The organism is Bacillus thuringiensis (assembly GCF_001595725.1).
GTDB classification, from domain to species: Bacteria; Bacillota; Bacilli; order Bacillales; family Bacillaceae_G; genus Bacillus_A; species Bacillus_A thuringiensis_K.
Genome location: NZ_CP014282.1, coordinates 2,270,301 through 2,284,518, shown reverse-complemented (window position 1 = coordinate 2,284,518; position 14,218 = coordinate 2,270,301). Strand labels below are relative to the sequence as shown.

Here is a 14,218-nt window from a genome sequence, read left to right as displayed (position 1 = left end):
TTATTTCCTTGGACGCTGAATGAGTTTCTGCTTCATCTCATCATTAAATGTGTCTAGTTCAATAACGAACTTCTTACTTGACTCGATAATACGTTCTGACGATTTTTCAGATGCTTCAATTGCAGCGAACACATTTTGGAATGATTCACGTAATTTATCCATGCTAATAGCGGGATTTTCAAGCAATTTCGTCGTCTCTTCTGTATTTTGTTTTAACGCTTGAGAATTACTTAATACCATCGATTCAATTGCTTCATTCGTCGCATTTACAGCGTCAATTGTTTTACGTTGATTCGTTAATGCTAGCTGAATAGCAGCTGAAACTGTTACAACGTTTTGCGTCATCGTAATTGCATTTCGTATTGCCTCTGTTAACTTTTCGTTATTTTTCTTAATGATGTCTACAGAAGCTATCGATTGTAATAATACACTTTTCGCTTGCTGCATATTACGTGTACGTACAAGTATCTTTTCTAACGCATCGTTAATTAACGGAATATCTCTTTGACGCTCTGGGTTTTGTTTCTCAGCTTCAAGCATGCCAGCAAGCTTTTTCCCTAAGTATACTTGTTTATCAAGCGCATGAATTTTATCGTGCGATTGTTCTTTTAACATTTCAAGACCAACTGTATCCTCTTGTAAGTTATCACGGCCAATTAGAAGGGATCTAATAATTTCCTCGATTTGTTTATCTATAGATTGGTATTTATGCACGTATGTTTCAAGTGGATTTTTCTTGAATACTTTAAACATTATTTTCTTCATACCACTTGCTTTAAGTGAATTGGGATCAAGCTCTGATACCACTTTTCGTAATTCTAACAATGTATTTGGAATTTCTTCATTTTTCCCATTCATCATCGCTGTTACAGGGCGTTTTAAAGCTGATAACGTTTGTCCTGCTGCTTGTTGCTCTTTATCCCCTAAATCTCCTAGCTGAGACAATACTTTTGATAAATCTGTATTTTGCTCGCTATTTAACTTTTGTACATAAAGATCAGCTTCTTTATTTAGTTCCTCTAATTCTTCATCTTTTATAACTGTATCAACTACTACTTCTACATTATTATCTTTCACAATGGATACAGGTTCTTTTTTCTCGAGTTCAGTCAACAAAATCGCTCCTTTATTTATATGTGCGAATTTATATGCACTATATTTCATCAATTATATCGTATTTCATATACATTCTGACTGCTTGAAATCGATTTTTTTAGAAATGTCTGTTTATGCAGTCATTCCCTGTTTCTTACTATAAGTATACCTGTAATCAACATAATTTTCCTCAGACTTAAGACCTAGAGAACTACATGCTGAAGGCGGATTCTTCATATATTTCCTAAATAATTTATGTTCTTTTAATCGTGCTACACTCAATCTTTTGACATTCACCCGTTTTCAATGTGATAATTCTATTACACTCACTTCTATTTATTTTTGCGAGCTACAAATGCTCCCTTTTGAAACGCTAATAACACCGTTTCAAACGTATCATCTTCTTCAATCATTTTTATAAACTCATCTAATTCACTCGCATGAGAAGTTGCATTATCAACAACAAGAAAACCTTTTGGTTGTAACATACGTTTTATATGCTCAAACCACCACATGTATTGCGTGCGCTCTGAATCTAGGAAAATAAAATCAAATGAATGATCTAATTGTGAATCTAAAAATGCCCCTGCTTCTTGATTATGAATATCGATTCTTTGTAACAGGTTTGCCTTTTCAAAATTGACAAGTGCCTCTCCAACTCGTTCTGAAGAAAGCTCTACAGTTGTTACATTTCCATTTGTTTCTTCTACTGCATTAGCTAACCACAATGTAGAATAACCATTAGAAGTTCCAATTTCTAAGATGTTTTTTGCATTACACCCTTTTACTAAAATTGATAAAAATTGCCCCATCTCACGAGAAACATTCCGTAATTTTTCTTCCCTTGTTTTTTTATTTCGATCATGCTCTTCTCCATATTGTTCAAGTTGCAATAATAATGAATCTACTGTATCCATTCTTTTCATCGCCTTTCCAAGCAATATGATGAAAAAAGCTCTTGCTGCCCGTCTACTTTTTATTATATGCGAAACAAAAACCTTTTTCCTGTTATATGACAAAGATTTATAATTTTTTATAGCATATTGTTTCGTTTTTTGGTAAAGTTAATTTCTACGTGCAATTATTCCATTCATATTATTTCATATTAAAATTGCAGTTATTAAATTATATAAACCCCATTTAAATGAATCGGTATTTCAAATTCAATTAAGCGCCCTTTTCGGACGCATTTTCTTTGTTTATATATTTCCAGAAGAAAGGATGCTTACAAATGAACGTTATTAGCTTAGATGCTGCTCGAAAACGAAAGCAGCATAAAAAATTAATGATTACTATACCGATTATTACACGTATTTATGAAGAAGACGGGGAAATTAAATTTGAGGTAGCCGGCGAAAAAGATGTACCTCTTGAAATGTTAGAAAAATAATAAAAAACGCATTTCTGAAGAAATGCGCTTTTTTATATTTTTACATTTAAATGCATAAGTTTTTCAGGATTAACCATCATATAAATATTTGAAATCTTCTCATCCTCAAATGCAAACGAAAGAACATACGTTACTTTATTATTTATTGTAACTATAACTCCTGGTATACCATTTACCATTTTGAAATCAACAGTGTACTCTTCTGTCAATCGTTGTGCAATCCCAAAGAACAAACGTATAATTCGATCTGCAGAATAAATCGGATTGATCGCAGTCGTAACTTTACCGCCACCATCAGCTTTGAGTATAGCATCTGTTTTTAATACTTCTAACATACCTTCCGCATCCCCACACTGTAATGATGATACAAACTTTTCAACATAAGAAGCCATTTTCTCCGTGCTTAATTTTGATTGCTTCGGTTTCTCCAACATGCTTTTTCGAGCACGTTGAAAGATCTTCCTGCAGTTCACACTACTCTTATCAACAATTGAAGCTATTTCTTCGTATTCATAACTGAAAACCTCTCTTAATATGAAAACAATCCTTTCTACCTCAGATAACTGTTGTAAAAGTAATAAATATGCGGTGGAAAGGGATTCTTTCATTATAAAAGACTTTGATGGCTCATCACTCTCTTCTACAATTGGCTCTGGTAACCACATCCCTACATACACGTTACGCTTATGCGCTGCCGATCGTAATTTATCAATTGAACGATTTGTCGCCATCTTACATAAATATGCTTTCATATTTTCTATAGATTGAGGATCTTCTATATTATTTAGCGAGATAAATACATCTTGAACGATATCCTCAGCATCCATAACACTCCCAAGGATTCTGTATGCTAACGAAAATAATAATGGTTGATACGCTTCATATAACTGCTCCGTTTCCATGATGAACTGCCTCACTTTCATATTGCTTTAAAATGTGTAACGCTGCACGTTTCCCGCTTGCTACCGCAGCATCAGCTAATATTTCATCATGCCCTGCCCAATCTCCTGCAACATAAACACCTGGCATTTCAGGTATATTAGGGCCCGGTTTTTCAACACGGTCAATATGAGGAAAATCATGTACTACTGTTATTTTCGGTAAATATTGCTGTGCAACAACTTCTCTTTTCCAATTTGGATGTAACAACTCCATCGTACTTTCCAATTGTTCTTTATCTTCATGAATATGATTCATCTCTAGCACAGGATTATGGTACTTAATTAGACTCACTGCAATTGATCCATCTTCACTTAATTTAGCTGCTCTCGATTGATTTGTGAAAAATATAGGTTGATCTAATCCTAATACAAATTGATGTGTAGGATTGGGTAATTGTCTCAAGCCAATATCTAATGCAGCAACAGTAACCGGTACCGATTGTTCACTCCATCTATGCAAACTTGTTCCTTCTGCACCTTTTATTATTTTACAAGCTTCTTTCGGCGGAGTCGTCACGATAACTGTGCCTACTTCAAAAACCTCATGATCAACACAATGTATTCTTTGTTTATCTTCGGAATGCTCAATTTCCACAACATGCTTTTTAGCCAAAAACTGTACCCCAATATCATTCGCTATAGCTCTTAATTTTGTTATTATCGTCTCCCAACCACCATCTACATAAACCACCCCCTCTTTTATAGAAAGCTGTATTTGCTTTAGTACAGATGATGCTAATTGTATTGTAGGAGCAAACGTATATGTTGTTGTCCGGCATAGCGCATAAAATATATTGCGAACCATTGGATCTTTTATTTCATTTTCTGCCCATGTAGTTAGACTCATTTTCGGAACTTCTCCTACATCTAAATTTCCTAAACGCATCATAAGACGTGAGAATTGTACTTTTGCAGACCAAGAAAGTAGTGGTGTTGATAAAATTGAGTAAAAATCTGTTGGGATAGTGAATATATCCCCTTTCCATATTCCATGTGCTTTTGTAGATGGTATTCCACCTGGAAGATTCATACCGAGCTCATTACAAGTTATAAACGCTGTCCCGCCTCTATATAAAGCATGTGCACCAAGATTCATGCAGATTCCATTTTTATTTATAGTCATCCCTCGGCCACCGAATTGACTAGACTTTTCTAATACAATCACTTTCCTTCCAGCTTTCGCTAAATATATAGATGCTGTTAATCCAGCAAGCCCACCGCCAACAATTGCTATATCAAATGTATCCATAATAAAATCCCTCCTCAATCGTTCTACATACAAGACGAACGATTAAGGAGGGATGTGACATAAAAATAAATTTTTATTACCCTACTTTATTTCATTACTTTTTAATTCGATCATATTGCATACGAAATAACTCAATTGCAAATGGAATATCCTCTTCACTCTTTAAATAATAACTGATCCATCCTGATTCAGGTAATACGTGATGTGGTTTTACCAATCCTTGCTTCACTAATTCATCTCTCTTTAACTTCGGAAATGGTAAATCAGCTAATTTATCACCATGAAGATGCCCAAGTTCTTTCTTACCATAATTTATTTCAATACCACCAAATCGATGCGGTTTTTCAGAAACACCCGCCCAGCTGAGTACTTCATTTCTAATCATTTCACTAAATGACATGAACATTCACTCCTTATAAATGATTGATGTAATTTTAAATTAACATTTTCATTACTTTTTTCCATCAATCCAAAGTATGAATGGGAATACGAATATAGTTTAGTCTTAACACCTTATTCTTTATGGAATAAGTGAATTTATTAAGCTACCGACAACAGCACAAAATAAAGACTAGACACATATCCTAATTTTGTAACCTAACTTACCTATAGAAAGGCGGGTAATACAATTGACTGCCAACATCGACTATACCTCCCCCTCAACCAATTTTACTTATGATGTAAATAAAAGTAATTTTTTTCGGAAAGATGCCAAAAATTATATAAATGTACTTGGTATTAAACAATTAAATACTTTAGAAAATACTTCATTATTAGATATTTATTTAAGTACAGGAAATGTTGTAGAGCCACATATTCATCAAAATGCAGCTGAACTTGTTTATTGTATTTCAGGGTCTGCTGTTGTTTCTTTACTTAATCCATTTACGAATCAAATATTAAACTTACCGATAAAACCCGGGCAAGTTGCCAACATTCCACAAGCATGGTGGCATTATGAAATTTCTACAGCAGATAATACTCATTTATTAGCTATTTTCAATGCCCCAACGCCAGAAGTTATTTTCGGTTCTGACATTTTAAGATTAACTCCTGCTCATATGATGGCCCATACTTATTGTCTCAATGAACAACAATGGAAACAAGCGGTTTCTCCTATCCAATCAACTGCTGTAATTGGCCCTCCGGCAAACTGTAATCAAAACCGCGAAATGAAAAATTATCCACCCCAGCCCCCCGCTCAACAACATAATCCGTATTGCCAAGACTCTTATTACTTTCCTCTTTACTGGGGTTATTAATTTATAATTTTTCAAAAGAATCATCATTTATCTCCTAGGAAAATACCGAGGAGATTTTTTATTGTATCTTCTCTTCCTATTAATAATAGTAACAATTGATAGTGTACATACATATAATATTTATATATTAAATTGGAGGTGATAGTACTATGAGTAATTATAACTATCGAAAAAACTACTCTTATAATAAAAATAGTAGCTCTTCAGCATCCTCTCAATCTTCCAATTCGCAATCTTCCAATTCCCAATCGCAAAGAGACTTAACTCAGCAAGGCTATGTAAAGAAAAAAGGATGTAACTGCAATAAAAATAAATAGTTTATTTTATGGATGAATTCTTTTTTAAAAGAATTCATCTTTTTTTGCTGATTGAAATTTTTTAAGTTACATAATTTATTCCTTAAATAAGAAAGGGGAAATTATACTTTTTTATACGAACTTAACAAAGAGTAATTGTTCATTTAATTTATTACATATTTCCCCCAAAAATATAGTCCTTCCTAAATTTATTAGGAAGGACTATATACGAACACCTGTTTAATTTCCTATTAACATTGTAACAAATTAGACGATATTAAGACCTGCGCTTACAAATCCGGCAACTGCAGCTATTGGACTAGCTCCTGTTAATGAAACATATACTAATATTTTATCCCCAGCAACTACTGGAACATTATAAGCTTGGATTCCTGTTGCTGTAGTACCAATTGCTATTGCTGGTAATGCTGGTGTTAATAATAGAGGTGGTGCTACTGGTGTAAACGTATTACTTGCAGCAGGTGCGATAAATATTTGCATCTGAATTTGAACAGGTGCTAATGGAGCTAACGCCGCTGTTGCACTAAAGAATCCTGCTAATGACGTGATAATTCCATCACGTGGTGCTACAAATGCATAATCACCTACAACACCTGGTAGTATTGTGAGAGTTCCTCCCACACCTGGAGCTATGCCAGGCTGACTAAATCCAAATCCAAGAAGAGTTCCTGTATTAGCTAATGCCGCATTAACTAACAGAGCTGGTGTTGTACCTGAAGCGAATGGAATAATAGCTCCGCCACCAGTTGCTCCCGTTGCACCAGTTGCTCCCGTTAGACCTGTTGCTAGACCTGTTGCTCCTGTCGGGCCTGTTGCTCCTGCTAGACCTGTTGCTCCTGTTGGACCCGTTGCTCCTGCTAGACCTGTGTCTCCCGTTGGACCTGTTGGGCCTGTTGCTCCTCCTCCTGGACCTGTTGGACCTGTTGGGCCTGTTGCTCCTCCTCCTGGAGTAGCACCAATTAATTGAGTTAATAAGTTTAATAAAAGTTGTAAACTTGCAGGGTCAATAATTAAAGAGAAGAAGAATGGTGCAAGAGCACTATAGAATTGTTGTAATAAAGAAAGCAATTGACCTAAATCTGGGTTAGGAGATTGTAGTAAATTGATAATACTTTGAATTAATTGTTTTAAGAAATTCCCTTCTGGAGAAGGTGCTAATTCATTTAGTAAGTTCAATAGTTGAGTAAACAAATTGAGTAAAGCTAATCTGTTTGCATCACTTGGGTTTGCAAAAAACGCTGCAATAGCCGCTATTAAAGAGTTTAGTAAAGTAATTAATCTACCTAATTGCTCACTAGTAATTGGAACTGTTTGTGGATTATTACAACAATCTGGAGTGAAAACAATCGGATTATTGCAGTGGTTATGACCAAAACAATTATTGTTTGTCATTTATGTCCTCCTTACTTGTTTTATATTTGAGTTTTTCCTATTATAAGGATCATAAAGTTGTAAAAAAACATGTTATATATTGACTTAAAATAGGAAACATGAAATATAATTAAACTTAAAAACGTTATTTAATTATGTTCATGACTCACATATTAATTATATGTTTTTAATAATTGACTGCTTAGATTAAATACCTAAACTTACGGGTTTATTTTATTTTTCCACGTTTATCTCTTAGGTTTAAATACACATATTAATTTGAATATACTCAACAATTAACAGTGCCATTTTTTTATATAAATATACATTATTTCTTTACTAAGATTGTGTTCTCTTTTTAAACATGAAGCCGTTTGTATTATAGAGGACTCTCATATAATATATTGAAAAATTCATTTTATATTTTATTCCAATACACTGTGGAAAGGATTGAAGTTAAAATTCCTATCATTCAACCATTTATGACAGCTAGTAATTGAATGTACCTTCACTTAATTTTAACTATTTAAATATAAAACAAAAAAGGACAGATTCCTTTTCATTAAGGATCTGTCCTTTTAATTAATAATGATAAATTGTAATATAATTGAAGATCCTTGCGATGGTGGTTGCGTATCCAATAAAGTTAATTTACCAGTACTCACTTCATATAATGGTTGTGGTTGTAGTATTCCGTTAACAAACAAATTAATATAAGAAACTTCACTAGGAGACAAAATATTCGTTGTACCATATTGAGGTATCCCGTCAGCATCTGTATATATAAGTTTCTCTCCATCTGCAAAAGTGTAATATAACAAATTGGTTGTGGTTATAGGACCGATACCCCCAGTAGGACCTGTTGCTCCGGTTGGGCCTGTTATTCCAGTCGGTCCCGTTTCTCCAGTTGGACCTGTTATTCCAATTGGGCCTGTTGCTCCAGTCGGTCCCGTTATTCCGGTTGGGCCTGTTGCTCCGGTTATTCCGGTCGGCCCCGTTCTCCCGGTTGCTCCGTTATTCCGGTCGGCCCCGTTTCTCCGGTTGGGCCTGTTATTCCGGTTGGGCCTGTTATTCCGGTCGGCCCGTTTCTCCGGTTGGGCCTGTTATTCCAGTCGGTCCCGTTTCTCCAGTTGGACCTGTTATTCCGGTTGGGCCTGTTGCTCCGGTTGCTCCTGTTATTCCGGTCGGCCCCGTTTCTCCGGTTGCTCCTGTTATTCCGGTCGGCCCCGTTCTCCGGTTGCCTGTTATTCCGGTCGGCCCCGTTTCTCCGGTTGGGCCTGTTATTCCGGTTTTCTCCGGTTATTCCGGTCGGCCCCTTTCTCCGGTTGCGTTATTCCGGTTCTCGGTTGGGCCTGTTATTCCGGTCGCCCGTTTCTCCGGTTGGCCTCCGGTCGGCCCCGTTGGTTGCTCCTGTTATTCCGGTTGGGCCTGTTATCCCTGTTGGTCCAGTCGGTCCTGTTTCTCCGGTTGGAATATAAATTGGTGGAAGAATCGGAAAGGTAGGTCCAATATTTTCTGGTCCTATCATCCCCTTATTCAATGATAAATTGTCATTGCGTTTCAATTTAATACCTCATTCCACATGTTTTTTAATTCATACACATCATTATGACCCTATCATTAAAGAAAAAATTTATAACTATTCTCTTTTTTTCTTCCCAAAGAATTATTACATATATTAAACATTTTACCGTTGCTATAACCGCTTTAATTAATATAATAAATTAATCATTCTATTTAAAAAGTACTAAATCTATAACATTCTTATTTAAAAAGTTGAGGTGATTTATATTCAAGATAATAATGAAATTAGAAAAAAGGAATTAATATCAATGGCTCTTGACATTATTTTCCCTTATAGGCTTACTGGACCTACGGGGCCTACCGGGAATACTGGATCTACCGGCAGTACTGGGTCTACTGGGAGTACTGGGCCTACCGGCAGTACTGGATCTACTGGGTCTACTGGGCCTACCGGCATTACTGGGTCTACTGGGAGTACTGGGAGTACTGGGCCTACCGGCATTACTGGGTCTACTGGGAGTACTGGGCCTACCGGCATTACTGGGTCTATCGTTACAACAAACTCTATGTTCGCTAATAATACATCAGGTGGTCCTGTTTCAGTCATATTAGGAGGAACAAACATTCCACTTTCAAATAACCAAAGTCTTGGTAATTTTACAGTTAACGCTTCAAATGACGTATTTACAATTCCTGTAACTGGAAGATATCATTTAACCTATCAAGTTAATACGACAACCGCTCTACTTGCTGGAACTAGACTACTATTAAACGCTTCTACGCCAATTCCTGGCTCTATTTTTTCTCCCGCTTTATCAACTTCAAATTATAGTAATAATTTAATTACTAATTTAAATGCTGGTAATACAATTTCACTACAATTATTTGGTATATTATCTGTCGTGAATTTAGTTGGAGGTGGATCAACAGGTGCCTCTCTTACAATTATACGAATTGATTAAAAAATGATTCATTCTTTTTATAATAAACAACCTAAATACTCAATTGGTAAATATTACGATAGTGATTACGTAATAAAAGTAAATTGTACTATATCCATAGTAGAAAACATCTATACTAAATTTTCCGTATATATATTATCAATTTACACTTCCCCCATGTCAATGTTACATTAAAGATGAAGATTGTTTCTTTTTTACAGACCATCTCAATATGTATTTGAGGAACATCTCCAATCCTATACGCGAGAGCAATACTATATTGACACTCAATTGAGTGTCTTTTTTTATATTCAAAAAAATAAAACCATCTCTTATAGATGGTTTTAACAATACACTTTTACTCTTCATATTATTGCCAGCTTATAAAGCTGGATAATAAATAGTCATACTTAACCGAGTTAATGTTCTTCCTGAGTTAGTATAAGTATGCGGTCTATCCGCCTTAAAGCGAATTGAGTCTCCATTATTTAACGTATATTGACAATCATTTATGTCAATTGTCAATTCCCCTTCAAATACTGTTATAAACTCCTCTGTTCCTTCTTTATGCGCTTCTGAACTTAATTTCCCTTCTGTATCAATTTCAACCATATAGATTTCAAAGTTCCTATCATCTTGGAAAGGAAATGAGGGATACACCTTATATTTCCCATTGTCTTCAGACAATACTTGAACATCATTTCGTAAAACTACTTTCGTATCAGGCTTTGGATTATTGATTAAAGAGGTAAAGGATACTTTCAAACCATTAGCAATTTTCCATATTGTCGTTATTGTCGGGCTTGAATCTCCTCTTTCTATTTGTCCAATCATTGTTTTACTTACACCTGTTAATTGAGAGACCTTTTCTAAACTTAATTTTTCTTTTTCACGTATTGATTTTAAATTTTTTGCCAGAATAAGTTGAATTTCTTCCATAAAAAACACTCCTACACTGTATACAATATAACGACCGTTATGTATAATAAAAAACGTTATATTGTTCTTTTTGGTCATTATAACACACAAAAAATAAGGAGGTTGAAATGCCTATATTTTCTTTTTTGTTATTTGTATTTATAAGTAGCTTCACACCTGGTCCTAACAATTTCTTAGCTATGACATACGCAAATCAACATGGATTAAAGAGAAGCATAAACTTTTGCTTTGGAGTAGCATTCGGTTTTTTCATCCTCACTTCTTTATGTAGTTTCTTTAATATTGTATTAATTAATATTGTCCCTATAATTGAATTTCCTTTAAAAATTTTAGGTGTCACGTATATGCTATATTTAGCCTTTAAAATAATCACTAGTAAAGGCGGTGCAGATCACAATGAAAAAAATAATAAAAACTTATTTACAGTGGGTATTTTCCTTCAATTTTTTAACCCTAAAGGAATATTATTCGGACTCACAGTAGTCTCTACTTTTATACTCCCTTACTACAATTCATATTCAAGTTTTCTACTTTTCTCATTATTTCTAGGTATAGTCGGTTTACTGAGTACATTTAGTTGGAGCCTTTTTGGTTCCATGTTTCAAAAACTTTTATTAAAACATAATCAATTATTTAACATCATTATGGCTGTTTTATTAGTTTTCAGTGCTATTTCAATTGTTATCCACTAGCTATCAACTCATTCTGGATGCTTTTTTTCATCCTCTTTTCTGTATACACCACATCATTATTATAATAATCTTAAAATGTTTTTATTAATAATCCATTTCGTAGTTCTAATTTATGGATTGGGACTACGAAATAAACTAGAATGTTTCTCACTTTATAATATTAATTTTGTTTTGTGACGCTAGCTTAATAAAGCTCTTCAATATTATTCAATTTAATATTATACGATTGTATGCAAAATGAAAACAATAAGTCTACAACATAGGCATTTGAAAATCTTTTTATAATTATAGAAAAAAAATACGTTATAATATAAATTACTGTTCTTTAGGAGGATCACAATGTCTGATAAGTATAAATTTTTAATTCTCATTGTTACCGCATTTTTTCATTCTTTTCTTTAATAAAAGATTTTCGCAATACTTCAAAAAGTTTCTTTTGGGGTAGTTTTATAATTCTTACAAGCTTCATGATACTATTAATACATGCTCTAGATTTAACTCAAATATTTTTTTATCCAAAGCAAATTGCGCTTGAATTTATTACAATACCACGTAAATTATTTCTACCATCTGTCACTGAGGCCGCCAGTTTCCCTCCAACACTAAGATAATAATTTGATGAAGAGCTCTTTCTAAAAGAGCTCTTTTTTAACCTGAACGTACCATATACAAAATCCAACCTTAATCACTTAATTACTTATAAGAATCTAACTTGTAAAACGCATAATAATTATATTTATTTACTAGTATACAAGCCGTATCTCTTAGTAGAAGCACAGCATAATATACGATACAGGACAAAACTTTCAAAAAAACTTGTCTGAGTTAATTCTCAAAAAGGGGTGAATATAAATGCCTATCGTTAAACCTTTTATAGCTGGAAGACGATTTGTAAGTACAGCAGCAACAGGAACTGCTGCTGGAGCAGATTTAACTTTTGCTAACACAGACTTCACTGATGACACTGGTGCTGTAACAACATTCCCTGCTTCATATGCCTTTTTAACACTTTATATTAATGGTGTTATTCAAACAGGTGATACTATTACTGGTGTAACTACTACAGCTGCTACTATTGTAGGAGGAGCTGTCCTAGATGGAGGCACTCCTATCGCAATTGAATTTACTATAACGTAACTTTAGTTGTCTTTTTAGAGGTTTCATTAAAAGAAACCTCTAATTTTAAAAGTTCATATCAATTTTAGTAGCAACTACATAATACAGTGCATATACTAGATAGAATGATAGAAATTTATACTCACTCTCAAAAAGAGCACTTATCTATAGTGATCTTTTATATAGCGCAATAATTTTTCGTCTATTTGCTCTTGGAGAACCTACTAAGCAGTTAGCTAAATTAGCTAACTGCTTTTTCCATATAGTATTTATTATTATTCATAGCTTTATCCGTAATAGTAACGCTTATGCACTATCTACTATAAATTTTCATATATTGTATTATGCTTGTCCAAAATGTGAAGTTAATACTCACGAAATCTAAATACAAGAAAGGAGTGAAAATATGCGCTCATCCATTCGTAAATTCGCTAATTTTAATTGTGAAGCACAAGCATCTAGTACACTACCTGCCCTAGGTTTTGCCTTCAATGCTACTTCACCTCAATTTGCAACATTATTTACACCACTACTATTACCTAGTACAGGCCCAAATCCTAACATTACTGTCCCTGTAATCAATGATACAATTAGTACTGGAACTGGTATTAAAATTCAGGTAGCTGGTATTTATCAAATTAGCTATACATTAACGATTAGCCTTGATAACGTTCCAGTAGCCCCGGAAGCAGCACGCTTTTTCTTGACATTAAATTCATCGACTAATGTTATTGCAGGATCCGGAACCGCAGTCCGTTCTAATATTATCGGAACTGGTGAAGTCGATGTATCAAGTGGTGTCATTCTAATTAACTTAAACCCTGGTGATTTAATTCAAATTGTCCCCGTTGAAGTAATAGGTACAGTAGATATTCGTTCTGCAGCGTTAACAGTTGCGCAAATTCGTTAATAAAGTGAAACTTTAATGAGCTCTCACCAATCGGGCTTTTACGGGCAGTCCAGCCCCCACCTAACTTCTTTGCTTCCACTAAATTTTGAGGTGGGGGTCTTACTGCCCGGCAAATAACAGGATAAAAACAAAAGACTTGGCTAATTAACATTTAATATGTTCCTTATACACAATATCTTTTTATAGATTTTACACACATTTATATCAAACAAGCATATTTTATTGTATGACTATATAGTCATACAAATCTAAAGCGTTCATAAAAGCACACTTATATGTGTGCTTTATTTTTAATTAAAACCTACAACATTCTCACACAATATCCATATATTATCTTGATTCCTCTCTAAATATATGGTTTGTCTCAGAGCGCTTTTAACAGTGCTCTTTTTATTTAAATTCCAATTTTTAAGGTTCAATTTTATGATTTACGTTATACACATGCTACGCTACTTTTGAAACAAGGTATAC

The 14,218-nt window shown here is 34.2% G+C and carries 13 protein-coding genes and 2 pseudogenes; 7 read left to right on the top strand and 8 right to left on the bottom strand.

The features are described 5' to 3' along the window. Positions 1–1,113, bottom strand: a complete 1,113-nt coding sequence (locus AXW78_RS11640) for a toxic anion resistance protein (protein WP_000137407.1) — start codon at positions 1,111–1,113, stop codon at positions 1–3. A gap of 314 nt (positions 1,114–1,427) precedes the next feature. Further along, positions 1,428–2,021 (bottom strand): O-methyltransferase, encoded by a 594-nt coding sequence (locus AXW78_RS11635; protein ID WP_002094007.1) that lies wholly within the window; start codon positions 2,019–2,021, stop codon positions 1,428–1,430. A 305-nt stretch (positions 2,022–2,326) separates the two neighbouring features. Between AXW78_RS11635 and AXW78_RS34370 the strand changes: the two genes are divergently transcribed. Further along, positions 2,327–2,485: a hypothetical protein gene (locus AXW78_RS34370; protein WP_001100984.1), complete on the top strand. Its 159-nt coding sequence runs from the start codon at positions 2,327–2,329 to the stop codon at positions 2,483–2,485. Positions 2,486–2,517: 32 nt separating this feature from the next. On the opposite strand, the gene AXW78_RS11625 is transcribed toward AXW78_RS34370, so the two are convergent. The 3 genes from AXW78_RS11625 to AXW78_RS11615 form a co-directional block, all read right to left on the bottom strand. Then, positions 2,518–3,387, bottom strand: coding sequence for a sigma-70 family RNA polymerase sigma factor (locus tag AXW78_RS11625; RefSeq protein ID WP_000447142.1), 870 nt, complete (start codon positions 3,385–3,387; stop codon positions 2,518–2,520). Further along, positions 3,365–4,675, bottom strand: a complete 1,311-nt coding sequence (locus AXW78_RS11620) for a phytoene desaturase family protein (protein WP_061884153.1) — start codon at positions 4,673–4,675, stop codon at positions 3,365–3,367. Before AXW78_RS11620 ends, AXW78_RS11625 begins: the two co-directional genes overlap by 23 nt. Positions 4,676–4,769: 94 nt before the next feature. Further along, positions 4,770–5,075, bottom strand: a complete 306-nt coding sequence (locus tag AXW78_RS11615; RefSeq protein WP_000010319.1) for a luciferase domain-containing protein — start codon at positions 5,073–5,075, stop codon at positions 4,770–4,772. A gap of 229 nt (positions 5,076–5,304) precedes the next feature. On the opposite strand from AXW78_RS11615, the gene AXW78_RS11610 reads away from it, so the two are divergent. Next, complete coding sequence (locus tag AXW78_RS11610) at positions 5,305–5,937, top strand: cupin domain-containing protein (protein WP_061884152.1); 633 nt, start codon at positions 5,305–5,307, stop codon at positions 5,935–5,937. 563 nt (positions 5,938–6,500) lie between these two features. Here the strand turns inward: AXW78_RS11610 and AXW78_RS11605 are convergent. Together AXW78_RS11605 and AXW78_RS35260 are read right to left on the bottom strand one after the other, a co-directional pair. Further along, on the bottom strand, positions 6,501–7,646 hold the full coding sequence (locus AXW78_RS11605; RefSeq protein ID WP_061884151.1) for an exosporium glycoprotein BclB-related protein: 1,146 nt from the start codon (positions 7,644–7,646) through the stop codon (positions 6,501–6,503). 557 nt (positions 7,647–8,203) lie between these two features. Further along, positions 8,204–9,189 (bottom strand): annotated as a pseudogene (locus AXW78_RS35260) (DUF4183 domain-containing protein). 217 nt (positions 9,190–9,406) lie between these two features. Between AXW78_RS35260 and AXW78_RS11590 the strand changes: the two are divergent. Continuing rightward, positions 9,407–10,111: a BclA C-terminal domain-containing protein gene (locus tag AXW78_RS11590; RefSeq protein ID WP_081113944.1), complete on the top strand. Its 705-nt coding sequence runs from the start codon at positions 9,407–9,409 to the stop codon at positions 10,109–10,111. 360 nt (positions 10,112–10,471) lie between these two features. Here the strand turns inward: AXW78_RS11590 and AXW78_RS11585 are convergent, their stop codons facing one another. After that, positions 10,472–11,107 (bottom strand): helix-turn-helix domain-containing protein, encoded by a 636-nt coding sequence (locus tag AXW78_RS11585; protein ID WP_003301221.1) that lies wholly within the window; start codon positions 11,105–11,107, stop codon positions 10,472–10,474. 29 nt (positions 11,108–11,136) lie between these two features. Between AXW78_RS11585 and AXW78_RS11580 the strand changes: the two genes are divergently transcribed. From AXW78_RS11580 to exsF, 4 genes and pseudogenes are all read left to right on the top strand, one after another. Continuing rightward, the gene (locus AXW78_RS11580; RefSeq protein ID WP_001121277.1) at positions 11,137–11,721 is read left to right on the top strand and encodes a LysE family translocator; all 585 of its coding nucleotides are present in this window, start codon (positions 11,137–11,139) and stop codon (positions 11,719–11,721) included. 339 nt (positions 11,722–12,060) lie between these two features. Further along, positions 12,061–12,332, top strand: a pseudogene (locus AXW78_RS32095) (hypothetical protein). Positions 12,333–12,573: 241 nt separating this feature from the next. After that, entirely contained in the window at positions 12,574–12,858 is a 285-nt protein-coding gene (locus tag AXW78_RS11575) for a DUF4183 domain-containing protein (RefSeq protein ID WP_001123247.1), read from the top strand. 385 nt (positions 12,859–13,243) lie between these two features. Continuing rightward, positions 13,244–13,747 (top strand): exosporium protein ExsF, encoded by a 504-nt coding sequence (gene exsF / locus AXW78_RS11570; protein ID WP_001257879.1) that lies wholly within the window; start codon positions 13,244–13,246, stop codon positions 13,745–13,747. Positions 13,748–14,218: the final 471 nt, after the last annotated feature.

Excerpts from the sequence above, each read along its gene's own strand:
- AXW78_RS11635 (WP_002094007.1), bottom strand. The coding sequence starts at position 2,021 with ATGAAAAGAATGGATACAGTAGATTCATTATTATTGCAACTTGAACAA.
- AXW78_RS34370 (WP_001100984.1), top strand. The coding sequence starts at position 2,327 with ATGAACGTTATTAGCTTAGATGCTGCTCGAAAACGAAAGCAGCATAAA.
- AXW78_RS11625 (WP_000447142.1), bottom strand. The coding sequence starts at position 3,387 with ATGGAAACGGAGCAGTTATATGAAGCGTATCAACCATTATTATTTTCG.
- AXW78_RS11620 (WP_061884153.1), bottom strand. The coding sequence starts at position 4,675 with ATGGATACATTTGATATAGCAATTGTTGGCGGTGGGCTTGCTGGATTA.
- AXW78_RS11615 (WP_000010319.1), bottom strand. The coding sequence starts at position 5,075 with ATGTCATTTAGTGAAATGATTAGAAATGAAGTACTCAGCTGGGCGGGT.
- AXW78_RS11605 (WP_061884151.1), bottom strand. The coding sequence starts at position 7,646 with ATGACAAACAATAATTGTTTTGGTCATAACCACTGCAATAATCCGATT.
- AXW78_RS11585 (WP_003301221.1), bottom strand. The coding sequence starts at position 11,107 with ATGACCAAAAAGAACAATATAACGTTTTTTATTATACATAACGGTCGT.
- AXW78_RS11580 (WP_001121277.1), top strand. The coding sequence starts at position 11,137 with ATGCCTATATTTTCTTTTTTGTTATTTGTATTTATAAGTAGCTTCACA.
- AXW78_RS11575 (WP_001123247.1), top strand. The coding sequence starts at position 12,574 with ATGCCTATCGTTAAACCTTTTATAGCTGGAAGACGATTTGTAAGTACA.
- exsF (WP_001257879.1), top strand. The coding sequence starts at position 13,244 with ATGCGCTCATCCATTCGTAAATTCGCTAATTTTAATTGTGAAGCACAA.